20 protein-coding genes are annotated in these 24,042 nt (G+C 56.9%); 7 read left to right on the top strand and 13 right to left on the bottom strand.

Annotated elements, in window-relative coordinates; translation table 11 throughout:
* Positions 1 to 2: 2 nt before the first annotated feature.
* The 3 genes from GKR98_01970 to GKR98_01980 form a co-directional block, all read right to left on the bottom strand.
* A complete protein-coding gene (locus GKR98_01970; protein QMU57074.1) occupies positions 3 to 794 on the bottom strand; it encodes an ATP-binding cassette domain-containing protein in 792 nt (263 codons plus the stop codon).
* A gap of 92 nt (positions 795 to 886) precedes the next feature.
* The gene (locus GKR98_01975) at positions 887 to 1,639 is read right to left on the bottom strand and encodes a PhnD/SsuA/transferrin family substrate-binding protein (GenBank protein QMU57075.1); all 753 of its coding nucleotides are present in this window, start codon (positions 1,637 to 1,639) and stop codon (positions 887 to 889) included.
* Positions 1,636 to 2,076 carry a TerB family tellurite resistance protein gene (locus GKR98_01980; protein ID QMU59938.1) on the bottom strand — a complete coding sequence of 147 codons (441 nt, stop codon included), beginning with the start codon at positions 2,074 to 2,076 and terminating at the stop codon, positions 1,636 to 1,638. Before GKR98_01980 ends, GKR98_01975 begins: the two co-directional genes overlap by 4 nt.
* A 1,451-nt stretch (positions 2,077 to 3,527) precedes the next feature.
* On the opposite strand from GKR98_01980, the gene GKR98_01985 reads away from it, so the two are divergent.
* Positions 3,528 to 4,304: a LuxR family transcriptional regulator gene (locus GKR98_01985; GenBank protein QMU57076.1), complete on the top strand. Its 777-nt coding sequence runs from the start codon at positions 3,528 to 3,530 to the stop codon at positions 4,302 to 4,304.
* 116 nt (positions 4,305 to 4,420) lie between these two features.
* On the opposite strand, the gene GKR98_01990 is transcribed toward GKR98_01985, so the two are convergent.
* From GKR98_01990 to GKR98_02010, 5 genes are all read right to left on the bottom strand, one after another.
* On the bottom strand, positions 4,421 to 6,064 hold the full coding sequence (locus GKR98_01990; protein ID QMU57077.1) for a CTP synthase: 1,644 nt from the start codon (positions 6,062 to 6,064) through the stop codon (positions 4,421 to 4,423).
* 244 nt (positions 6,065 to 6,308) lie between these two features.
* The gene (gene secG, locus GKR98_01995; GenBank protein ID QMU57078.1) at positions 6,309 to 6,683 is read right to left on the bottom strand and encodes a preprotein translocase subunit SecG; all 375 of its coding nucleotides are present in this window, start codon (positions 6,681 to 6,683) and stop codon (positions 6,309 to 6,311) included.
* Positions 6,684 to 6,955: 272 nt separating this feature from the next.
* Positions 6,956 to 9,133 (bottom strand): RNA degradosome polyphosphate kinase, encoded by a 2,178-nt coding sequence (locus tag GKR98_02000; protein QMU57079.1) that lies wholly within the window; start codon positions 9,131 to 9,133, stop codon positions 6,956 to 6,958.
* A 42-nt stretch (positions 9,134 to 9,175) separates the two neighbouring features.
* Complete coding sequence (locus GKR98_02005) at positions 9,176 to 9,850, bottom strand: chromosomal replication initiator DnaA (GenBank protein QMU57080.1); 675 nt, start codon at positions 9,848 to 9,850, stop codon at positions 9,176 to 9,178.
* A gap of 1 nt (position 9,851) precedes the next feature.
* Complete coding sequence (locus GKR98_02010; protein QMU57081.1) at positions 9,852 to 10,919, bottom strand: AI-2E family transporter; 1,068 nt, start codon at positions 10,917 to 10,919, stop codon at positions 9,852 to 9,854.
* Between the two features lie 223 nt (positions 10,920 to 11,142).
* Between GKR98_02010 and GKR98_02015 the strand changes: the two genes are divergently transcribed.
* Positions 11,143 to 12,543 (top strand): proline--tRNA ligase, encoded by a 1,401-nt coding sequence (locus tag GKR98_02015; GenBank protein QMU57082.1) that lies wholly within the window; start codon positions 11,143 to 11,145, stop codon positions 12,541 to 12,543.
* Between the two features lie 7 nt (positions 12,544 to 12,550).
* Here the strand turns inward: GKR98_02015 and GKR98_02020 are convergent, their stop codons facing one another.
* Positions 12,551 to 13,768 carry an MFS transporter gene (locus tag GKR98_02020; protein ID QMU57083.1) on the bottom strand — a complete coding sequence of 406 codons (1,218 nt, stop codon included), beginning with the start codon at positions 13,766 to 13,768 and terminating at the stop codon, positions 12,551 to 12,553.
* A 187-nt stretch (positions 13,769 to 13,955) separates the two neighbouring features.
* Between GKR98_02020 and GKR98_02025 the strand changes: the two genes are divergently transcribed.
* From GKR98_02025 to GKR98_02040, 4 genes are all read left to right on the top strand, one after another.
* A complete protein-coding gene (locus tag GKR98_02025; GenBank protein QMU57084.1) occupies positions 13,956 to 14,513 on the top strand; it encodes a redoxin family protein in 558 nt (185 codons plus the stop codon).
* A gap of 222 nt (positions 14,514 to 14,735) precedes the next feature.
* Positions 14,736 to 16,277 carry a methyltransferase gene (locus GKR98_02030; protein ID QMU57085.1) on the top strand — a complete coding sequence of 514 codons (1,542 nt, stop codon included), beginning with the start codon at positions 14,736 to 14,738 and terminating at the stop codon, positions 16,275 to 16,277.
* A 141-nt stretch (positions 16,278 to 16,418) separates the two neighbouring features.
* Complete coding sequence (locus GKR98_02035) at positions 16,419 to 17,702, top strand: FtsX-like permease family protein (GenBank protein QMU57086.1); 1,284 nt, start codon at positions 16,419 to 16,421, stop codon at positions 17,700 to 17,702.
* Positions 17,695 to 18,369: an ATP-binding cassette domain-containing protein gene (locus GKR98_02040; protein QMU57087.1), complete on the top strand. Its 675-nt coding sequence runs from the start codon at positions 17,695 to 17,697 to the stop codon at positions 18,367 to 18,369. Before GKR98_02035 ends, GKR98_02040 begins: the two co-directional genes overlap by 8 nt.
* A gap of 16 nt (positions 18,370 to 18,385) precedes the next feature.
* Here the strand turns inward: GKR98_02040 and GKR98_02045 are convergent, their stop codons facing one another.
* From GKR98_02045 to parE, 4 genes are all read right to left on the bottom strand, one after another.
* Positions 18,386 to 18,838: a hypothetical protein gene (locus GKR98_02045; protein ID QMU57088.1), complete on the bottom strand. Its 453-nt coding sequence runs from the start codon at positions 18,836 to 18,838 to the stop codon at positions 18,386 to 18,388.
* 184 nt (positions 18,839 to 19,022) lie between these two features.
* On the bottom strand, positions 19,023 to 19,520 hold the full coding sequence (locus GKR98_02050; GenBank protein QMU57089.1) for a DUF4395 family protein: 498 nt from the start codon (positions 19,518 to 19,520) through the stop codon (positions 19,023 to 19,025).
* Positions 19,521 to 20,287: 767 nt separating this feature from the next.
* On the bottom strand, positions 20,288 to 20,938 hold the full coding sequence (locus GKR98_02055; GenBank protein ID QMU57090.1) for a hypothetical protein: 651 nt from the start codon (positions 20,936 to 20,938) through the stop codon (positions 20,288 to 20,290).
* A 9-nt stretch (positions 20,939 to 20,947) separates the two neighbouring features.
* Positions 20,948 to 22,906: a DNA topoisomerase IV subunit B gene (parE, locus tag GKR98_02060; GenBank protein ID QMU57091.1), complete on the bottom strand. Its 1,959-nt coding sequence runs from the start codon at positions 22,904 to 22,906 to the stop codon at positions 20,948 to 20,950.
* Between the two features lie 355 nt (positions 22,907 to 23,261).
* Here parE and GKR98_02065 point away from each other — a divergent pair, with 355 nt between their 5' ends.
* Positions 23,262 to 24,002 (top strand): VPLPA-CTERM sorting domain-containing protein, encoded by a 741-nt coding sequence (locus GKR98_02065; GenBank protein ID QMU57092.1) that lies wholly within the window; start codon positions 23,262 to 23,264, stop codon positions 24,000 to 24,002.
* The last annotated feature ends 40 nt before the right edge of the window (positions 24,003 to 24,042 follow it).

Genomic DNA, 24,042 nt, shown 5'->3' on the forward strand with positions numbered 1-24,042 from the left:
TCTTATCCGTGAGTTACGTTTCCAGCGCTGACAGCAGAAATGAACTGCTGCAAACGCGGTGATTTCGGGGCGCCGAAAACAGCATCGGGCGTCCCTTCTTCTTCGATGAGGCCCTGATGCAGAAATACAACGTGATCACTGACATCTCGGGCCAAGCTCATGTCGTGTGTGACGACAATCATTGTCCTACCTTCTTCTGCGAGCGCTTTGATCACGCGGATCACTTCCTGCTCAAGCTCAGGATCTAGTGCAGAAGTCGGTTCGTCAAACAACAATGCGCGTGGTTCCATGCATAAAGCCCGTGCGATGGCGGCGCGCTGCTGTTGGCCGCCGGACAATTGGGCGGGCCAAACATCACATTTGTCACCAATTCCCACCTTGTCGAGATAGGCGCGTGCCTTAGTCTCAACTTCGGCCGGATCCCGTTTCAGAACAGTTATCGGTGCCTCCATAACGTTCTGCAGAACACTGAGGTGGGCCCAAAGGTTAAACTGTTGAAAAACCATGGAAAGATTTGTGCGAATGCGCTTGACTTGGTCGCGGTCCGAAGGGCGACGGTTGTGCCCTACACCGCTCCAGACTACGGGTTCATCTTCGAACAGAATTTCGCCTTGCTGGCTGTTTTCCAAAAGGTTTGCACAACGCAGTAGCGTTGACTTGCCCGAACCCGATGATCCGATCAAAGAAATGACGTGACCACGCGGCGCAGATAGGCTGACGCCCTTTAAGACTTCCAGAGCGTCATAGCTCTTGTGAAGGTCTCTTATCTCAATAACTGAACTGGTTTCGGTCACTTTTTTACGATGCTGCTATCCCCAAGGCCAAAGTAAGGCCCGAAACCGGCTTGAATGCAACTGTGCTGGAGCGCGTTGCTGGACGTAAATTTTCAGGTTGCACCGACGTTTACTGGTGGTGCCGGGGTGGGGACAGCGAGGTAATCTTCGACCGGGATCATTGATATTCCTTTAAGACAAAGCGCGGCCTTGTCCTGTGCGCTGAGTTCAGCGATGGCGTATTCCAATGCAGCGGCAATTGGAGCCGGGTCGCGTCCAAGGCTGGTGATATAGGGTAGCGCGGGTGTGGCTGGTGTTTGTGCGATCTCTTTGAGATCGCTTGCAAAATCGTCCCAACGGCAGATGTGTGACCAGGTGACTGCGTCCAGCGCGGCGACGTCGGCCTTGCCGGAGGCGACGGCCTGCGCAGAGGCAAGATGACTGCCGGTGATTATGGTGCTGTCGAAAGAAAAACCATAGGAAGCCGCGAGTGATTGCGGGGCTGCCCAGCCGGATTGGGACAATGGATCGTTGACAGCAAAGCGTGCGCTTTGGCAGTCCTGAAGGGCCGCCCGGTCGTCAGACTTTCGTGCAATTACAAGGCTGTAATAGTGTCCTTCGGCGCAAGACAGGTCGTGAGTTGGGCTGGCGACAAGATTTACCCGCCCGTGAAGTCTGGTTCGGAAGGGCATGCCGCAGGTCTGGGATATCACCAGATCATTTGCAAGCCATTGATCCCATATGTTATTTTTGCGTGTAAGCATTGGCGGTGAAGCGATGCCGATATTGTGATGGATCAACGCCCAAAGCCGGTCGTTTGCCGCCGCGGTTTCGGGGCGGTCATACATTGGCAGGCTGGCGATCATCCTTTCTTTTCAGCGCGTTGACGGGCAAATGCCGAGTCGCGATCATTGATGCCGAGCATGGGTGCGACCAGTCGCATGAGAGCGTCTTCCTCGTGGTCACGTGCGCCATCAGCCAGAACGATTTTCCACAGGCTTTCAACGACCATTGCGCGATCATCGTAGTCGACGGCATCCTTGATGGCGCGGGTAAACCGCACAGTGTCGGGGGCTTCAGATTCCAGGGCTTCGGCTTGACTGCGCAGTTGCGAAACCTCGAAGGGTCCGAGATTATAGCGTGTTTTCAGAGCGTTATCGATTTGGTCGATTTCTACGCGCGCGTAGTCGCCATCAGTTCGGGCAATGCGAACCAAAAGCGCTGCCAACGCCAGGCGGGCGTCGTCTTCGCTAAGCGGGTCGGGGTCGGGGGCCGTCATACGGCGTAAAAGGTCACCAAACATACATCCGATATAGGAGTCTTTGGGGGCAACGAAAAGTGGTGTCTGTATCACGTCGGTATTACGTCGGTGCCAGCGTGCGCTGATGCAGGGTTTCTTTAACTTTCAGGTAACCGGATTTCGACGCGAAATCCGGAGAGCGAGCTGACGCCCGCTGGCCTCCGGCGGGGATATTTTTGGGCCGATAATATTCTGATGGGGTCCTGCAGCACGATATATGCTGCTAAGTGCACAGCAATGCCACGGGGCCAGATACGTCGGGGCCATTCCTGTTTGAGGACGCTCAATGGAAAACTCGTGTCGTGTCTGAGCTTTTGGCAAATGAAATTGGATTTTTGAGTAAATCCTTTTGGCGTGATGCTGTCCGCCGATGTTCAGAATGAATTTTGTCCAACTGAACCAGAAATTCAATTGACTCTGACTGTAACCTGTCACGGCCATTGAGACAGATCGGCGTTTTCGCTTTGGCTGTGGGAGGTATTGGTCATTCAGGTATCGCTGCGAGACTTGGGCGCCATCTGCACAACGAATTGCGATGCGGCAACGTCCGACTGTATTTGTTTATGGTTGCAAAAATTTTTCTGACTGTGGTCCGTTTGTACGACAGCCAGGTGCGCGGAACTGTGCACGCTTGTCCAAAGTTTAGGACAATGCGGAGCCAGATGATGACAAATCGCGCAATTTCAATGAACCCAATCTATCGGCGCTTGCGGATATCACAGCTTGCGGCACGCATATTCTGGTGCGTTCTTTCTGTAGTTGTATGGACGAGTAGTTGCGGCGCAGAGGGTTGGCCATCAATTTATGCAAAGCAAAGCGTCCGCCTTCCCGAAACTATTCTGGTCCCTATGAAACTATTTCGGGAGGAACCGGGATACAGCGGTTGGATTCTGACTTACCAAAACACACCCAGTGGAGAAGAAACACCTGACCGGGAACACCAATCCAGAAGTGTAACCGTTCGCAATTCTCAAGGTGAGTTGACGACTGCACAGATCAGTTGGGAGATATTGCGAACAAGTAATGATAAATGCGAAACTCACGCCGATGAGCAATGCTTTGACAGTATCCGGATTTTAGAGGTGCCAGAAGGGTTTCTTACGACCCCGGGATTTGGAGATGTACCAGGGGGCCAAGGACTCAGATTGTTCATCGTCCCAGCCGCCGCCGCTGGAATGTAAATGTAGTCCATAGGGAGCGGCATCAGTTTGACTTCGAAAAAGAGACCCAAAGTGAAGCCCAAAGAGCAGAAAACTGGAGCGACCTCGGAAACTTTGGCACTAAGTCATAAGGAAATAGCTGACGTTATTTTTAGAGAGACGCTCGCGTTCCAGCGCAGAGACTACTCTGCGTGGCAAGACTGCTGGGTGCATGAAGAACGAACTCAAGACGTTTATATTTCATCCACGGCGGGACTGAGTGCGTTGCGCGGCTGGACAGCAATTTCAACGAATATGAAAAAATTCTTCGACGATGACCGTTGGTCAGAGATTGATGAATTTGGCCAGGAAAACCTTTGCGTCAGCGAAAGTGGCGATATGGCTTGGGCGGTATATGACGGTTGGGCCCGGTTTCGGGACGGTGGCAGAGCCCATACTTATGAAACGCGCATTCTAGAGAAGCTCAACGGATGCTGGAAAATTGCTTATTCGTCTTTCGCAATTAGGCAGGGAGGCGCGGCCATTGGATTATCAGTGAGTTTGGACGGAGAGGGAAGAATTGTTGCATCCAACGAAGTGAGCTTGGCGGCCCTGAAGACGCACCCACATCTTACCGTATCGGCTGGCAAACTTCGTGCGCGACGATTGAGTTGGGACAAAAACTTACAACGGGCTATCTCTGACGCCGCTCGGCACCACGGCTTTTTTGAAACTCATAAATATGAAATTCAGATGGGAAGATCGCCCGTTTATCCTGTCATTCTAGGTCAATCCGACGATGGTGGCGTGGCAGTCGTGCACTTCTCGATCAAAGACGGCGTAACGAACATCAGGATCGATGCAGACGACTTTTTGGAGCGTCGTCTCCGGTATGCTCAGGTGGTTTTTGGCCTGTCAGATGGTCAAATCCGCATTGCCAGGCACATCGCTATGGGAGACAGCCTTAGAAGGCTTTCACTCAAGCTCGACATTAGTTCAAACACGGCGCGCACCCATTTGACTCGCATGTATGAGAAAACCGGGGTTAATTCCCAGGCTGCTCTGGTGAGATTGCTTTTAAGCGTTGGGTGAGAGCAAAGTGCAGAGCCCGAAGCAGAGACAAGCGGAGATTTAGACTATTTTGCAGCATCCGATAGTATGGCCTCAAAGGCGGCGCTCACAAATATATGCAGTAAGGTCTTGCCGAGTTAGACTAACCGCGACACCTCAATCGCCGCTTTCACGAAATCCCTGAACAGTGGATGCGGCGCAAAGGGTTTGCTTTTCAGCTCAGGGTGGAACTGGACGCCGATAAACCAAGGGTGGTCTTTCCATTCGACGATCTCGGGCAGGCGGCCGTCGGGGGACATGCCGGAGAAGCATAGGCCCTGGGCTTCCAATTGTTTGCGGTATTTTGTGTCGACTTCATACCGGTGGCGGTGGCGTTCTTCGATGACGGTGTCGCCGTAGACTTCCGCCACTTTTGAGCCTTCGGTCAGGTTGGCGGTGTAGGAGCCCAGACGCATGGTGCCGCCTTTGTCGTCGTCGACTTTGCGACGGGCGACGTGGTTGCCCTGGATCCATTCTTTCAGGTGGTAAACCACGGGTTCGAAACGTTTTTTACCGGCCTCGTGGTCAAATTCTTCGCTGCCAGCCTCTTCGATCCCGACCATGTTTCGCATCGCCTCGATCACGGCGAGCTGCATGCCCAAACAAATGCCCAGATAGGGGATTTTGCGGGTGCGGGCGAATTCGGCTGCCTTCAGCATGCCCTCGGTGCCGCGTTCGCCGAAACCTCCGGGGACCAAAATTGCGTGGAAGCCTTCGAGGTAGGGGGCCGGGTCTTCGCGTTCGAATATTTCGCTGTCGATCCATTCGGCTTTGACGCGGGTGCGGTTGGCCATGCCGCCGTGGGTCAGGGCCTCGGCGATGGATTTATAAGCGTCTTCAAGCTGGGTGTATTTGCCGACGATGGCGACTTTGATCTCGCCTTCTGCGTTATGGATGCGGTCCTGGACGTCGTGCCAGCGGGCAAGGTTCGGTTTCGGGGCGGGGGCAATGCTGAACGCATCGAGGACGGCCTGGTCGAGGCCCTGAGCGTGGTAGGCCAGCGGGGCTTCGTAGATGGATTTGAGATCGGGGGCGGCGATGACGTCTTCTTTGCGGACGTTGCAGAAAAGTGCGATTTTCTCGCGTTCCTTTTCGGGGATTTCGACGTCGGAGCGGCAGACCAGGACGTCTGGTTGCAGGCCAATGGAGCGGAGTTCTTTGACGCTGTGCTGCGTGGGTTTGGTTTTGAGTTCACCGCTGGCGGCCATCCACGGCAAAAGCGTCAGGTGCATGAAGATGCACTGGCCGCGCGGTTTGTCCTGAGCGAACTGGCGGATGGCTTCGAAGAATGGCAGGCCTTCGATGTCGCCGACTGTGCCGCCGATTTCACACAGCATGAAATCGACTTCGTCGTCGCCGATGTGGATGAAATCTTTGATCTCGTTGGTGACGTGGGGGATGACCTGAATGGTTTTGCCCAGGTAATCGCCGCGCCGTTCCTTTTCGAGCACGGTGGAATAGATGCGCCCGGACGACACGCTGTCGGTGCCGCGCGCATGCACGCCGGTGAAACGTTCGTAATGGCCAAGGTCGAGGTCGGTTTCAGCGCCATCATCGGTGACGAAAACCTCGCCGTGTTCAAACGGGCTCATCGTGCCGGGGTCGACGTTCAGGTAGGGGTCAAGTTTTCTGAGGCGGACGGTGTAGCCGCGGGCTTGCAACAGGGCCCCGAGGGCGGCAGACGCAAGGCCTTTTCCAAGCGATGACACCACACCGCCGGTGATAAACACATACCTTGCCATGAAACGGAAACTCCCCCGTGAATGTCTGCCTGTCGCTGCGGTTCGGTGGGCCCGAATCTGCACCATCACGGGATTTAAGTCTTAGGGGATTCGGGGGTGCTTGCCAACAGGTGGACGCAACATATTGTGAAAAAGATACGCTGCAACCAAGGTGTTGTGTGTGAGGGAGGCAGTGCAACGGCGGGGCGGGCCCGCCGTATTAGGGGTCTTTCAGTTGCGCGTGCCTTGTTTCGGGCGGCGCGAATTACTCGGCGCGTGGCAGCTCCAGACCGCCTGCACCAGTGTCACCTGGAAGCGACGGCAATAGAGCGTCGCCAGATGGCACCTCACCCGGAGCCGTTACGCCGCTGGGTGTTTCTATGCCCAACCTGTCAAGGACAGAGCCGCTGGCAGAATTCTGCGCTGCAATCACGGTCAGAGTGATCGACGTGCCGATGAAGGCAATTGCCAGAAGCCAGGTTACTTTGCCCAAAGCCGTCGCCGCACTGCGAGCATTCACAAGGCCGCCACCGCCACCACCGCCAAGCCCAAGTCCGCCGCCTTCGGAACGCTGAAGAAGCACGCAGCCGATAAGGCAAAGCGCGAGGATCAGGTGAATGACAAGGACGATGGTTTCCATCTGGCCGGTCCGTGGTTGGTTGAACGGCTGGTATGTATTCGAGGGGTGGCGGCGGCGCAAGGGGTGAGTGCCGGGGAATTGATTGTGGGAGCTATTTCAACCGGCGCACATGCATCAAGGCAACGATGCGTGATTTGAGCGACGGATTTCCACACGAAATCCGGGGTGCGCGCGTTCCGCACGCATGCCTTCGGCGAGGATATTTTTGGGCCAATAATATGTGTGACTAGTCAATAGCTTGGCCAGGCGAGTTACCAGACGGTGAGGGTCGATTAGTCTTCGCTATGGGCCAGTTTTGGAACGTCGCTGGCCCCAGCTGAGCCACGCCCCGAAAGCGAGGGGTTTTCCATGAAGAAGCGGTGGCAGTTGAACGGGTGTTCGTCTGCCGATGGATCTGGGCGATGGAATGTGCCGTCAGGGGCAAGAATCCAGCTTTGGGCGACGTCGGCCAGGTTGGCGGCCATGATCTGGCTGACGATCTGGGCTTTGACCGTCGGATTGGTTGCTTCGACCAGAGTTTCGACGCGGCGGTTCAGGTTTCGGCCCATCCAGTCAGCGGACGAGATGTAAACACGCGCTTTTTTGTGCGGCAGGCCGTGGCCCGCGCCGAAACAGACGATGCGGCTGTGTTCCAGGAAGCGACCGACAATGGATTTGACCCGGATGTTTTCGCTGAGGCCTTTGATGCCGGGGCGGATGCCGCAGATGCCGCGCACCACGAGGTTGATCTTCACGCCCGCCTGACTGGCGATATAAAGCGCGTCGATCACGTCGGGTTCGATGATCGAGTTCATCTTGGCCCAGATTTCGGCTGGTTTGCCTTCCAGCGCGTATTCGGCTTCTTCGGCAATGCGTTCCAGAAGCGTGTTTTTCAGGCTGATGGGGGAGATCGACAGGTTTTCCATGCCTTCAGGCTGGGCGTAGCCCGAGAGGTAATTAAAGACCTTGGTGGCGTCGCGCCCAAGTGCTGCGTCGCAGGTGAAGAGGCTGAGATCGGTGTAAATCTTAGCAGTGATGGGATGATAATTGCCGGTGCCGAAGTGGGTGTAGGTGACCAACTCGCCACCTTCGCGGCGCACCACGGTCGAAATTTTGCAGTGGGTTTTGTAGTTCAGGAACCCATACACGACATGGGCGCCTGCGCGTTCCAACATCCGGGATTGTCGGATGTTGGCAGCCTCATCAAAGCGGGCTTTGAGTTCCACCAGTGCGGTGACGGATTTGCCTTCTTCGGCGGCTTCGCTGAGCGCCGAGACGATCGGGCTGTTGTGCGAGGTGCGGTAGAGTGTCTGCTTGATGGCCACAACATTGGGATCAACGGCGGCCTGTTTCAGGAACCGCACCACCATGTCGAAGGTCTCGTAGGGGTGGTGCAGCAACATGTCCTTTTGGCGGATCGCGGCGAACATGTCGCCGTCGTGGTCCTGCACGCGTTCGGGCACGCGGGGTTGGAATGAAGGCCAGAGAAGGTCGGGGCGGGCGTCGAGGACGAGTTCCTTGAGGTCGGCGAGGCCGATCATGCCGCCAAGTTCGATGACTTCTTCTTCGTCTACGCCAAGTTCTTTCATGATCACATTGCGCAGACCCTTGGGCGCGCCTGCGGACAGGGTGAGGCGCACGGCTTCGCCGCGGCGGCGACGTTTCAGGGCGACCTCAAACTCGCGGACCAGATCTTCGGCTTCGTCTTCGACTTCCAGATCGCTGTCCCGCAACACCCGGAACGAGCAGTTGGCGGTCATTTTGTAACCGGGAAAGAGCTTGTCGAGGTGTTGCAGCAGCAGTTCTTCCAGCGGCAGGAAGCGGTGGGCGCCGTCGGGGGCAGGCAGGGCGATAAAACGGTCGATCTGGTGCGGGATCGGCAGCAACGCTTGCAGTGGACGTTTGTCGGATTTGCGTTGCAGTTGCAGGGCCAGCGAATAGCCGGTGTTCGGGATGAACGGGAACGGGTGCGCAGGGTCGATGGCCAGCGGCGACAGGATTGGGAAGACTTGGGTCAGAAAGGCATGGGCGCAGTGTTCTTTGTCTTCTTTCGAAAGGTCATCGCCGGTCAACAGGTCAATGCCGTTTTCGCGCAGCTCGGCGTTCAGGCTGCTCCAGGCGTCTTGTTGGCGATTCAAAAGGTTGCGGGCGTTTTCGTTGATCAGGACAAGCTGTTCGGCCGGGGTCAGACCATCGGCGGCGGGGGTGGTATTCCCCGCATGGGCCAGTTCGCGCAAGCCCGCGACGCGGACTGTGTAGAACTCGTCAAGGTTGGTGGCCGAGATCGATAGGAAACGCAGGCGCTCTAACAAGGGGACGCGGGGATTTTCGGCTTCTTCCAGCACGCGCCAGTTGAACGCAAGCCACGACAATTCGCGATTAAAAAAGCGGTCAGGGCCTTCGAGGGTGACACCCTTGAGGTCTTGGGCCTCCGGAAAGGGGGCTTTGAGGAAATTGGTTGAAACAGTCATTTCACCGCCGAGTACTGGTTAATCTTGACGTCAAGATGACGTTTATCGCGCGTTTCTGTGCATTTTGTCCAGTGTGGCTTGGGCCAGCGGGCGGGTGATGGCGCGTTTTTCCGCGAGCGCCGCGGCATCGAGTTCGGCAACCAAGGTGCGAATGGCAGCAAAGCTGCGTTCGGTCCGGGTGATGAGCCATGGGATCAGGTTGGGGGATACCGCAAGTTGCCGGTCGGCAAAGAGTTTGACGATGACGGCGTTCAAAAGCGCGTCGTCGGGTAGATCGATTTTCGTGACATCGGTGGCGGACATGCGGCTTTTGAGATCGGGCAGAGTGATGGGCCAGCGTGCGGGTGCTTCAGAGGCGGTTAAGAGGAAGGGCAGCCGTTGCGCGGCGTGGTGGTTGTGGAGGTGGAAAAGGGGTTCTTCCGCGCTTGATGGGATTTGATCGGCGTCGTCGAGGGCGATTGGCGTGGTGATCTCGGCGACGTTGACGGTCGTGAGGTCGGCAGGACTGATGAGTTTGGCGTTTTCGGCTTCGGCCCAGACGTGGGCGAGGTGGGTTTTGCCAGCGCCAGCCGGGCCGATGAGGGTCAGCTTTCCATTGGGCCAGGTCTGCGTTGTGTCGAGGCGCGCGACGGCCAGCGCATTGGCGGTGGAGACGAAGAAGTCACCGCGCCCAAGTGCGGGACGCACGGGCAGTTCGAAGGTTAGTTGCTGGGGCATGTCAGTCGGGGTCGCGCTCGGCCAGGCCTTTGTAGAGGCGTGAGGCTTTGTATTGGTCGATGGCGAAGCGGGTGACCACGCCAATGGCGGCGGCGACGGGGACAGCGACCAGGAGGCCGACAAAGCCGAAAACGGCCCCGAAGGCGGACAGCGAGAAGATCAGCCACACCGGGTGCAGGCCAATTGAGCCGCCGACGAGCTTTGGTGTCAGGATATTGCCTTCGACGAACTGGCCGGATTGGAAGATGGCCCAGACGAGAAAGATCCAGAGCCAGTCGCCCCAGAACTGAAAAAGCGCGAGGCCGATGGCGAGGACGCCGCCGACGAGGGCTCCGACATAGGGGATAAAGGTCAGCGCGCCGGCGACAACGCCGACCACAAGGCCGAAGTTGAGGCCGACCAGCATCAGCGCGATGGCATAATACGCGCCGAGGACCAGGCAGACAGTGCCTTGACCGCGGATGAATCCTGCCATGGTGCGGTCGATGTCATGGGCCAGTTTGCGAATTGTCGGGGCGTGATCGCGTGGCAAAAGCGCATCGACTTTGGCGACCATACGGTCCCAGTCGAGAAGCAGGTAGAAGGCGACTACCGGGACGATGACGAAGAGAACCACCGCGTTAACGATACTGGAGAAGGACCCGAGGGCGGCGTTCAAAAGTTCGCCGCCGCGCGACTGGACGGTTTCGCCGATGGAGGCCAAAGATTTGCGGATAGTCGAGTTAGCGTCGCCGAGTTCCGGGAATTGTTCGGTCTGGAAAGCTTGGAGGCGGCCTGCCATTTCGGGCACGGTCGAGATCAGCGAGGCGGTCTGGCTGATCAGTGTCGGGATCACCAGAAGAGCCGCAATGACGAAGATCAGGATTGCGCCGAGGGTGATGATACCTGTTGCAATGGCGCGGGAGCATCCCATGGCTTCGAGCCTGTCGGCAACGGGATCGAGGAAATAGGCGATGGCTGCGCCCAGGACGAAGGGCAGAATCACGTCGCCAAGAAACCACAGCACGACGAGGAAGGCCGCCGTGGCAACGGCCCAGGTTTTCACTTGTTCGCGGACGGTCAAAGCCATGGGGTGGTTCCTGATTTCATGTAGTTCAGGTGTGGCAAGGCAGAGACCCACTTGCAAGGGGTGGTTTCGCCGCACTTCGTGCATCGATCCGCTGGGAGGGCGCTGCCCTCCCAGACCCTCCCGGGATATTTATGGGCCAATAATGATGGTTCGGGGTGGCTTGCGAGGGGCGGGGGGATGGCCTAGAGGATTGGGGTCTTATTTGCCTTGAGGTTTCGCCGATATGCGTCTGTCCCGCTATTTCCTGCCCGTTCTGAAAGAGACGCCCGCCGAGGCGCAGATTGTCAGCCATCGGTATATGTTGCGTGCTGGTATGATTCGTCAGGCCAGCGCCGGGATATATTCCTGGTTGCCGCTTGGGCTGAAGGTTCTGGAGAACGTTGAGCGCATCGTGCGTGAAGAGCAGAACAAAGCGGGGCATATTCCAATGCTGATGCCGACGATCCAGTCGGCGGATTTGTGGCGCGAGTCGGGTCGGTATGACGATTATGGACAGGAGATGCTGCGCATCAAAGATCGCCATGATCGCGATATGTTGTTTACGCCAACGGCTGAGGAGTTGATTACCGATATCTTCCGGTCATCGGTGTCGTCCTACAAGGACCTGCCGCTGACCATGTACCAGATCCAGTGGAAGTTTCGCGATGAGATCCGCCCCCGCTTTGGCGTGATGCGGGGCCGCGAGTTTTACATGAAGGACGGCTATAACTTCGATCTGACGAAGGAGGATGCGCTGCATTCCTATAACCGCCATCTGGTGACTTACTTGCGCACTTATGAACGGATGGGGTTGCAGGCGATCCCTATGCGCGCGGATTCAGGGCCAATCGGTGGTGATGATACCCACGAGTTTCTGGTGTTGGCTGAGACGGGCGAGTCTGAAGTGTTTTATGACAGCGAGATCACCGATCTGAAGTTCGGGTCGCGCGAGATTGATTTTGACAGCCATGAAGCCTGTCAGGCGGTGCTGGAGGAGTTTACCTCGCGCTATGCCCGCACGGATGAGACCCATGATGAAGATACTTTCGCTAGGGTGCCGGTAGAGCGGCAGCGGACAGCGCGGGGTATCGAAGTGGGGCAGATTTTCTATTTTGGCACCAAGTATTCTGAAGCGCTGGGCGCGAGGGTGCAGGGGCCGGACGGAAAACCGGTGGCGGTGCATATGGGATCGCACGGGATCGGTGTTTCGCGGTTGGTGGGTGCGATTATTGAGGCGTCACATGATGATAACGGAATTATCTGGCCCGAAGGGGTGACCCCTTTCCATTGTGGGATTGTGAATTTGCGGCAGGGGGATGCGGAAACGGCTCGCCATTCAGAGGCTCTGTATAAGGCCCTGGTCGCCCATGGGATGGAGCCACTTTACGATGACCGCGACGAGCGGGCCGGGACGAAATTTGCGACGATGGATCTGATCGGGTTACCATGGCGGATTACCGTTGGGCCGCGCGGATTGAAGAACGGGGTGGTTGAGTTGACCAACAGGCGCACTGGGCAAAGCGAAGAGCTGCCGCCGGAGAAGGCTATCGAGAAGGTCGCCGCGATCTATGCGCCACATTCGCAAGCCGTGGCTGCAGCTATGGTGCAGCCGATGGAGAAGCGGTCGTTTCATACTTGGCTTTGAGGGTCGATTAGGCGTTGGAGGATTGCTCGGCGCGGGCAAGTTCGCCGGGTTCTTCGCGGATCGGTATGTGCAAGAGCGTGGCCAGTAGTCCCAGCGCGATGGCGGCCCACCACATGGCGGAGTAATCCCCGGTGGCGTCGTAGATGCGGCCGCCCAGCCATGCGCCCAGGAAACCGCCGACCTGATGGCTGAAAAAGACCAGACCTCCGAGAGTTGAAAAGAACCGCAAGCCTTGGGTGTGCGCCACCAATCCGGTGGTTAGGGGCACGGTTGCAAGCCACAAAACCCCCATGAGCGCGGAGAAGACATAGATGCTGGTGACGCTGAGGGGCGTCAGGATGAATGCGGTTATGATGAAGGCTCGCGCAAGGTAGATACCTGCAAGAAGGCTTTTCTTGGGGTAGTGTTGACCGGACCAGCCGGCGAAGAACGATCCGGCAATGTTAAACAATCCCACTAGCCCCAGCGACCAGGCGCCGATGATCGGGGCCAAGCCTTCGTCGGCGATATAGGCTGGCAGGTGGGTTTGGATGAAGGAAACGTGGAAGCCGCAGACGAAAAAGCCGAAAAACAAAAGGACGTAGGACCGGTCGGAGAATGCGGTGCGTATCGCATGGGCGAAGCCGCCTTCGCTGGTATCGGTGACCGTGGGTTTCGCGACCCGGGCGATGAAATAGATCGTGGGAAGGATCAACAGAAAGCTGGCGGCGATGACGAGGATTGAGGATTGCCAGCCGATGCGGCTCATGAGGAAGGCGGAAAGAGGGGCAGCGACGAACATGCCAGTTGAGGCGGCGGCAGTTCCGAGACCAAGAACGAAACTTCTGCGGCGCGCCTCGACCACTTTGCCGAGGGCGATTATGACGATCTGGAACGAGCAGCATCCGGTACCGATACCGACGATGACCCCAGAGGCAACGAAAACACTCGGATCAAGGATAGCGCCGCGCAGAAAGAAGCCGACAGCCGACAAGACCGCGCCTGCCGCCAGGACACGGGCGGTGCCGTAACGGTCGGCGACCATGCCCGCCAAGGGTTGGGTGATGCCCCAGGTCAGGGCTTGAATGGCCAACGACAGCGAGAATACCTCGCGTCCCCAGCCCAGATCTTCGGACATTGGGCGCAGGAAAACGCCGAAAGTGGCAGCGAAACCGAAGCCGATGAAGGCGACAAGGCAGCCTGCGATGATGGCAGCTGTGATGTTTCGGTCGGGTTGGCGTTCCACTGATCGGCCCAATGGTTGCTTACTGAAAAGAGGCTATGGGGCCGGGTCGGATTGATAAAGCGAAAATCGCGGACTGTGTTGGGGGCGCTACGGAACAATCGACGGTCATACACGGTGACATGTTTGCCGCTCGGAAATTCGCATTCTGCATGTAAGTATTGTCACCAAGCAGAACCGGGAGTGAACGATGAGCCTTACGGATGTTGATTGGTCGCAGATCCCCGCGCCTGAAGACGATGGCCTGGCGGATCATCTGCTGGGGATGGCTTTGCCAGCGGTAGCGTTAGAAGCGACGGATGGTGCATCTGTGGATTTGTCCGCGTTGGAAGGGCGTTCCGTCGTTTATGTCTATCCGATGACGGGTCGCCCGGATGTGGCTTTGCCGGATGGGTGGGACGGTATTCCAGGTGCGCGTGGGTGCACGCCGCAGTCCTGCGCGTTTCGGGATCATTTTGACGAGTTGAAGGGGCTGGGTGTGCGACATCTGTTTGGGTTATCTGTGCAAGGCAGTGATTATCAGCGCGAGGCGGTGGCGCGGCTGCATCTGCCGTTTCCGGTGTTGTCGGATGCCGGGTTGGTTTTGGCGGATGCGCTGCAATTACCCCGTTTCGAGGCTGGAGGCGCGACGCTGTTGAAGCGGATGGCCTGGGTGGCGGAGGACGGTGTGATTGTGCGTGTGTTTTATCCGATTTTCCCGCCGGACCGAAATGCCGCCGATGTGGTGGCGTGGCTGCAAAATCACTGAAAATCGTCTGATTGCGACGTGATTTCTGGCGGGATTGTCACAGACGCGATTTCCGACCAGTCTAAAGTCGTGCCTTGAGGGAGGGTCGCGGTAATGGGCGATCAATGGCAAATCGTGTTGGTCAGCCGCACCATTGGTGCGGATCGTGGGCGTGCGGCGCGGGGGCGGCCTTTGGGATTGATGATCATAAACGTTTGACCATCTCCCAAGGAATTAAGTGACATGACAGAGACAAGAACCCGCCGATCCGGTGGACGCGCTGCCCGAAAAGCCATGCGCGAAGCGCCATTGGCTGAAGATTTACGCCCCGTGCGCGCGGGGATGTCAGGGGGCACTTTCAAACCCCTGAGCGATGGCGATATCACGCGGATCCACGAGGCCGCATTGGTGGCGCTTGAAGAGATCGGGCTGGCGGATGCGCCCCAGTCGGGCATCGATGCGATGGTGGCCGCTGGTGCCATTCTGGGCGATGACGGCCGCTTGAGATATCCGCGCAGCCTGGTCGAGGATACGTTGGCCTTGGCGGCCCGGGACATCACGCTGATGGGGCGTGATGCGCGCCATGATATGACGTTGTCGGGCACCAATGTGCATTACGGCACAGCTGGTGCAGCAGTGCATATGGTGAATGTTGAAGGCACAGAATACCGCGACAGCACGGTGCAGGATTTGTTTGACGCCGCGCGGATCACCGACCAGTTGGACAACGTGCATTTCCTACAGCGTCCGATGGTGGCGCGGGATATCGTCGACAACCACGAGATGGATCTGAACACGATCTATGCCTGTGTATCGGGGACGACGAAGCATATTGGCACTTCAATCACTGAACCGAGCCATGTGCCGGGCGTGCTGGAAATGTTGCATATGATGGCAGGCAGCGAGGCGGCATGGCGGGAACGACCGTTTGTCTCGAACAGTAATTGCTTTGTTGTGCCGCCGATGAAGTTTGCCACCGAAAGCAGTGAAGTGATGGAAGCCTGCATCCGGGGTGGAATGCCGGTGTTGCTGTTAAGCGCGGGGATGGCGGGGGCGACTGCGCCTGCCACACTGGCCGGTGCCGTGGTGCAGGCCGTTGCGGAGTGTCTGGCCGGGCTGGTCTATGTGAATGCCATCCAGCCGGGACATCCGGCGATCTTCGGAACCTGGCCCTTTGTTGTCGATTTGCGCACTGGTGCAATGTCGATCGGGTCGGGGGAGCAGGCTTTGCTGTCTGCGGCCTGTGCACAGATGCATCAGTTCTATGGGATGCCGGGTGGGGCTGCGGCTGGCGCATCGGATTCCAAGATGCCGGATATGCAGGCCGGGTGGGAGCAGATGTGTTCGAACGTGATGACAGGGTTGTCGGGATTGAACATGGTCTATGAGGCGGCGGGGATGCATGCCTCGCTGTTGGGGTTTTGCCACGAGAGCTTGATTTTAGGCGATGACATCATCGGGCAGGCGTTGCGGTGTGTGAAGGGGATTGAAGTTACCGAAGAGACCCTGGCTTTGGACGCCATGCGCGAAGTTTGCCTGGGCGGACCCGGTCATTATCTGGGGGTTGGCGATACGCTGGCGCGGATGGAGACGGATTACGTTTACCCGGCGTTTGGAGATCGCACGAGCCCGAAAGAGTGGGCCGAGAATGACAAACCCAATCTGATCAAGAATGCCACGGCGCGCAAGGAAGCGTTGTTGGCCGAGCGCTCAAAGGCGGTTTTGGCGCCTGATGTGGATGCCGCGATCCGGGAGCGGTTCGCCATTCATTTGCCAGCGCTTTAGGGGGCTTCGGAAGCGATCCGCTGGAGGGGCTTTGCCCCTCCAGACCTCCCCAGAGTATTTATGATCAGAAGAAGGGATTGGCGGTGACGTGAGTTGACCCCGGGCGTTTGGCTTGCGACAGAGGGGAAAACCGGAGCAGTCATGGCCACGCCAGCCCCTTTCTCACGCTATGAATTCCTGATCGCCTGGCGCTATTTGCGTGCCAAGCGGGCCGAAGGTGGCGTCAGCGTGATGACCTGGATCTCGCTGGTTGGGATCACATTGGCCGTGGCGGCGTTGATTATCACCCTGGCGGTTCGGTCTGGATTTCGGGATGAATTCGTGTCGACCATTCTTGGCGCGAATGCTCATGTGACTGTGTATTCAAGTGCTTACGAGGATGAAGCTGGCCGGATAACGCGGGTGATCCCGGATTATCAGGCGATGGCTGAGCGATTGCGGGACGTTGACGGTGTGACGCGGGTTGCGCCCCTTGTGAAGGGGCAGGTGATGGCGGTGTTTCGCGATGAGAACTCTGGGTTGGAGATATTCGGCATCTCGGGGTCGGATCTGGCAGAGATTCCGCGGATTGCCGATCCAGAGACGGCCCGAGGGTCTTTGGATGACTTTCCGGGCGGGATTGCCATTGGGCGCGAGGCAGCACGGTCACTGGGCATCTCGGTGGGAGATGTTTTGCGCGTGATTTCGCCCAATGGGGTGAGGACAGCGTTCGGGACGTCGCCGCGCGTGGCAGAATATCCGGTGGCCTATATTTTTAATTCGGGTCGGTTTGACATCGACCGGACCCGGGCGTTTTTGCCGTTTGCCGAGGCGCAGGTATTCTTCAATCGCGACGGTGTGGCGGACGAGTTGGACGTGAATGTGATGGACCCCGAGGGGATCGATGCCATGGCCCCGGCCTTGTTCGAAGCGGCGGGCGATCGCGCGCTTTTGTGGAGCTGGAAGGATTCAGCGGAGGGCTTTTTGCGCGCGTTGGAGGTCGAAGACACGGTGATGTTCGTGTTGATGTCGGTGTTGGTTCTGATCGCAAGTATGAATATTATCAGCGGTTTGGTGATGCTGGTGAAGAACAAGGGGCGCGATATCGGGATATTGCGGACCATTGGGCTGACCGAGGGGTCAATCATGCGGGTGTTCTTTTTGACGGGCGCTTTGGTGGGCACGCTGGGGACCTTGTTTGGCGTGATCATCGGGTGTCTTTTCGCAGTCTATTTCGACGCGATCCTGGCCTTTGTGAATGGCGCAGCGGGGGGCGGCGTCTGGGATGGAGCGGTGCGCGGCATCTATCGCTTGCCTGCAAAGTTGGAATTGGCGGATGTGTTGTCTGCCGTTGGGCTGTCGTTGTTGTTGAGCTGGGGGATCACGTTGATCCCGGCACGGCGGGCGGCGCGGATGAATCCGGTGGAGGCCCTGCGATATGAGTGAGGCATTGCGGCTGGACGGGATCAGCAAAACCTATAATGCGGGGCGCGCGAATGCGTTACGGGTTTTGGAGGATGCCTCGCTGACGTTGGAATCAGGTGAGGTCGTGGCCCTGGTGGCGCCTTCGGGTGCGGGTAAGTCGACGTTGCTGCATATCGCCGGATTACTGGATTCAGCTGATGCTGGAGCGGTTTCTATCGGAGAAGTCGACTACACAGGATTGAGCGATGCCCGACGCACCGCAGCACGGCGCGATGACGTTGGGTTCATCTATCAGTTTCACCATCTGTTGCCGGAGTTTTCCGCGATTGAGAATGTCATGCTGCCGCAGTTGGCGAATGGGGTTTCAGACGGTGCTGCGCGATCCCACGCGTTGGAACTGTTGACGAAGGTGGGCGTTGAGGGGCGCGCGGAAAACCGACCGGCGGCGTTGTCTGGCGGCGAACAGCAGCGGGTGGCGTTTTGCCGGGCCTTGGCCAACCGACCGCGGGTTTTGCTGGCGGATGAGCCAACGGGGAACCTGGACCCGGCCACGTCGGATACGGTGTTTGAGGCGCTGATGGAACTGGTGCGAGAGACAGGGCTATCCGCATTGATCGCGACACATAATCCCGAACTTGCAGCGCGCATGGACCGGGTGGTTCGATTAGAAGATGGTCGGCTGGTTTAGCGGAGCCTGGCGGTGATCAGGGTTCGCGGCTGGTTTGCAGGCGAGTAACGAGTTTCTTGTCGATTTCCAGCGTTTCGAACTCTTCGCAGACTTTTTGCTGGTGCACCTTTGACAGCACGATGAACAAACGGGCGATGATGATGGTCACCAACAAGAGGATAATAGCATGCACCAAATGTGCGCCGCTGAAGATCGCTTCGAGTGCGACCCACGTTAGCAGAACCGGAATGGCAGCCGGGACGATCATGCGCAAAACGCCCCACGGTACGAACTGATGTGACTTGCACCAGGCGTAGTATTTGTTGGCTTGTGCAAGCTCGTCAGGTGAAATGTCAGCAGGCAAAGCGTAATATTCCCGCAAATACTGCGGGTTACTTGTCTGCCACCGGCTTATGAGCGGAGCGAGGATTGCGTGAACAATCATTACAAAAGCGGCAGCTAACCAGAGCGAAATGGCGTAGCTTAACATGGTGCGACGCTATTGTATTAGCACGGCTATTGCAACATTAATTGAATTTCTGGTGCATTATCCGCGAAATGTGGCTTTTGGAACCTGTCCCCAGGGCGGTGATTTTCCCTTTAAAAACAGTGCAGATGACGGGGATGGAAATGGGCCGCCCCGAGGGAGAGGCAGCCCGATTTCACGCTTGATTTCAAGCGTTTGCGTTGAGAGCGCAGGTGATTTTGGCGCGATCGCCGAACATCCACGTCCAGATGGCGGCGGGCACACAGAAATGGGTTAGGCAAAAAACAGCCGAGATCATAACCATGGTCATACCCAGAACAAAGCCCAGCCAGATGACGCCAGCGTCAAAAGCGGTGGCAGTTGCGATCAGCATCAGGGTGGCCATGAAGAAGGCAAATCGAACCGGGGCCTGATTGCGGGGCAGCTTTTCGGTTTTGGTGATGTGGCGGATGACGAAGTTGTAGAGATATTCGATCAGGTGATGCGGCATCACCACGGCCAGTGCCGCGATTGGGGCCATGATCCAGAGCATCTGGGTGTTCATGGTAGTGGTTGCCACAAGGCTTTGCAGCCCGCCGACGGCAAAAGCGATGCGTGTCCAGGGCAGCATCCGGGCATAAGCGGTGTCGGTGCGGTGTGGCAGGCCACGCAGGTCAAGGCGGCTTTGGAAAGATTGGTTAAACATTTTGGTTGTCCTTATCGGCGTGACGTTGATGAGGACGGTTTAGGGGGTGGGCTGGCGCGTGGCGGTGAGTTTGGTGTGAATTTGGGGGGAAAAGGGTGTGAGTTGTTTGGGTTGTTGGTGGGGAGCTTGGAATGGAGAGGGACTGGGTTGGTGGAAAAGTGGGCGCTTGATGCGGTGGTTGGGGAAGGCGGGGTGGAACCCCGCCCTACGGTTAGGGTTTGACGTGGCAGTGGAGCGGTTCAGACCCGGCGTGGCAGCATTCGCCCGGAGGCGAAGATTTTCGGCAGCCGCCGCCGTGCTCGGTTTTGGGTGTTGTTGTCCAATGGTTGTGGGTGGGAGTTGCGGCGACTGCGAAGCCGATATTGGCGATTAGAAAAGTCGTTGCGAGTATGAGTTTCATTGAATCAAATCCTCATAAGTTAATAACCGAGGCATAATGGTTAATTGTGACCGGGGTTTGGCGGGGTGAAACCTCGCCCTACGTGGTCTTACGTAGCAACACGCTCCATTTCGCAAGCAGTTTGGGGAGGCCTAGTAACTGAATTGAACCGAGGGTTCAGCCCCCACTTCACTGATGGATCTGTTTTGTACTCGAAGGTGAAAACAGTACCTCTGCCTCATCGCGCTATTTCTTTTTGTTCGGCCTTTGGGTTAGAGCGGATGCCGCCAGCGACTTTGGAGCTGGAGGCCGCTTTAAGATTTGATAGGAGCCATTGCGTCCTCCCTTCGCAACGGAGCCTCCGCGAATGGCTTTGACAGCAGGTCCACTATTCATCGTTTTTGTCGTCATCATAAAACTCTTCGTTCTCTGTATACGGAAATTCTATCCATAGGTTCTTCCTATCCATTGACAAATAAAGGTGCGGAACTCTTTGCACCTCTGACCCGTTGTTGTCGTATATATATGCGTCTTCGAGCAAAATTTCACGAACTTCTTCGTGTTCAGAGAACGAATTGACCCATCCAGAGTAAGTAAATCCAAGTTCAACATTGCGGATATTAACATATTCTACATGTGGTTGCTCGGAATTTAGGGTAAAACTCCAAACGTCTTGGTCTCCGAAACGGTTGGTTGCGCCTATCCAATGCAATAATCGCATAAATATGCGATAATTCTGGAAATACATCCAAACAACAGCACAAATGAAAGCTAGAGGGAGTGACCACAAGATTTCGTCAATGAAAGCAACAACATTGAAGGTATTGGCGCCATCTGCAAATCCTTCATACGAAAAGTTATACCCGGTGAGACCATACAAAAGGAATAAAATGCCGTAAGTAGTGATGCCGAATAGAAAAGTTCTTAGCAGCAGAGAATATTGTGTGCCTTTAGAGCCGCTTACATACTTTGCATCAAGATTGGCCCAAATAAATCCCGGCAAGAAGATGAGCGCCAACTGAGCAACTACGAAATCCATAATGGCCTCTCATACATCCAACTCCTCCACAAATCGCGCGTTTTCCTGTATATACTGGAACCGCAGCTCGGGCTTTTTGCCCATCAGACGCTCAACAAGATCGCCGGTTTCTCCGGGTTCGTCCTCGTCTATGGTCACGCGGATTAATTTCCGCGTTTCGGGGTTCATCGTGGTGTCTTTCAGGTCTTTCGCGTCCATCTCGCCCAGGCCTTTAAAGCGCTGGACGTCGATTTTGCCTTTGCCGCCCAGACCCTTAGTCATCATCGCCTCTTTTTCCGCGTCGTCCGAGACGTAGATGCGGCGCGCGCCTTGGGTCAGGCGGTAGAGCGGTGGGCAGGCCAGGTACAGGTGGCCGGCGTCGATCATCGGGCGCATTTGGGTGAAGAAGAAGGTCATCAGAAGGGCGGCGATATGGGCGCCGTCGACGTCCGCATCGGTCATGATGATGATCTTGTCATAGCGCAGATCGTCGACGTTGAAGCGGGTGCCCATCGAGACGCCGAGGGCCTGGCAGAGATCGTTAATCTCGGCGTTGGTGCCGATTTTGGAACTTGCGGCGCCGAGGACGTTCAGGATTTTACCGCGCAAAGGCAGAAGGGCCTGGGTCTTGCGGTCACGTGCCATTTTGGCGGAACCACCGGCGCTGTCACCCTCGACCAGGAACAATTCGGTGCCGTCGCGGGCGGTGGCGGAACAATCGACCAGCTTGCCGGGCAGGCGCAGTTTCTTGGTGGCGGTCTTGCGGGCGGTTTCCTTTTCCTGACGGCGGCGCAGACGTTCTTCTGCGCGCAGGACCAGGAAATCGAGGATGGCACCCGCTGATTTGGTGTCGGATGTCAGCCAGTTGTCGAAGTGATCGCGGATGGCGTTTTCAACCATCTTCTGGGCGGCTTCGGTGGACAGGCGGTCTTTGGTCTGGCCGACGAATTGCGGATCGCGGATGAAGACCGAGACAAGGGCGCAGCCGCCGGTGATCAGGTCATCGCGGTTGATCTGGGCGGCTTTGCGGTTGTTTGATAGTTCGCCGTAAGCGCGGATGCCTTTCAGGATCGCGGCCCAGAAGCCGCTTTCGTGGGTGCCGCCTTCGGGGGTTGGAACGGTGTTGCAGTAGGATTGGATGAAGCCGTCGCGGGAGGGGGTCCAGTTGATGGCCCATTCGACTTTGCCGGGTTCGCCGAACTTTTCCTGAAAGTCGACGAGGCCCGCGAAGGGATTTTCGGCGTAGGTTGTTGCCGGTCCAAGGGTTTCGCCAAGATAGTCGGAGAGGCCGCCGGGGAAGTGGAATGTCGCCTCGGTCGGGGTTTCGCCGTCGTCGATCTGGGACTTCCAGCGGATTTCGACGCCGGAGAAGAGGTAGGCCTTGGAGCGCGCCATGTTGAAGAGGCGGGCGGGTTTCATCTTGAGTTTGCCGAAGATCTCGGGGTCGGCGTGGAAGGTGACGGAGGTGCCGCGGCGGTTGTTGGTGGGGCCGAGCTTTTCGACGCCACGCTGGGGGATGCCGCGTGAGAACTCCTGAACGAAAAGTTCTTTGTTGCGAGCGACTTCGACGCGGACGTGGTCGGACAGGGCGTTCACCACGGAAACACCGACGCCGTGGAGGCCACCAGAGGTCTGATAGGCTTTACCGGAGAATTTGCCGCCCGCGTGGAGGGTGCAAAGGATCACTTCGAGCGCAGATTTGTCAGGGAACTTCGGATGCGGATCGACGGGGATGCCCCGGCCATTGTCGCGCACGGTGACGGAGCCGTCCTCGAGAAGTTCGACTTCGATGCGGTTGGCGTGGCCTGCGACAGCCTCGTCCATCGAGTTATCCAGAACTTCGGCCACGAGGTGGTGGAGCGCGCGTTCGTCGGTGCCGCCGATATACATGCCGGGGCGTTTGCGCACGGGTTCCAGACCCTCGAGAACCTCGATTGAGGTCGCATCATAGGCGTCCGATTGGGACGGTGTCAGAAGGTCATTTGCCATGTGTTCTGCTCGTTTTTAAGGCGGTTCCATTAGACCAGTGCGGACGGGTCGGGGCAATGGGGAAACGGGTGGCTGAATGCGCTGGTCATTGTTTCTCAAATGGAAAATGTCTGTTGTGATATCGCGCTATAGGCGGAATATTGCCGAATCAAGTAAATTTTGGTTAGCGTTAAGGCTTTGAAAATACTTAATATTGCCGCAATTCTGCCTTGTTTCGCAGCGGTTTTTCAAGCCAATTTTCGACTCATATGCGAAGTTAGCCATTTGATTTTGTTTAGCAAATCAAGTCTTGGGCCAGGTGTGGAAGTGTGTATACTGGTCCGCGTAATGTAATTTTTTTGGTGAGGGGAAGGTAATGAAACTTCTTTCTAGTGCAGTCGCGGTTTTGGCTGTGGCAATTGGCACTTCGGCGTCGGCAGCAACTTGGGATTTTGATCTCGACGCTGACGCGTTTTACGACTTAAACGGCTACGAGGGCACATTCGAGCAGGTCTACGGTGGACCTGATGCAGTCGAGGGCAGCCTGTCAGTGAGCGCTACGGCTTCGTTGCACGACGGCACGACTGAGGACATTCATCCATTTATGGACGCCGATGGCGACCAGTCACAGACCGATGTTAGCAATCTTGCTGGCTTGGGTGTTTGTTCAAGCGGTATTGACGACAACAGCATGAGCGATTGTGCCACGGGCAACCCGACTGCCGATAACAAGGGAGACGACAACCTCTTGTTTCCCGAGCTATTGAAGCTGACTTTCAGCGAATCTGTATGGCTCCGCGAATTGTATATCCGCGATGCCAGCCATGATCCGATGAACGGTTTCATCGCGATTGTAACCGGTGTATTGGGCGACGATACTCACGTTGGTGGTTTGTTTGAGGTCGTGGACGGTTGGGTTCAAGGTCTTGAGGGTGCGGGTTTTGCCAGCATGTTCTGGTTTTCTTCCGATCCGGAAGCTCTAAATGATCCAAATCCAGAGATTTACCTGAGCACGTTGACTGCTTCGGTACCGCTGCCAGCTGCGGGTTGGTTACTGCTTGCTGGTGTTGGCGGCCTGGCTGCGACTCGTCGCCGTGGCATCAGAGGCAAAGAGTAATCTTAACTCTTTAAGTGAAGTTTATGAGAAGGCCCGCTTT

Source organism: Boseongicola sp. (assembly GCA_014075275.1).
Classification (GTDB): Bacteria; Pseudomonadota; Alphaproteobacteria; order Rhodobacterales; family Rhodobacteraceae.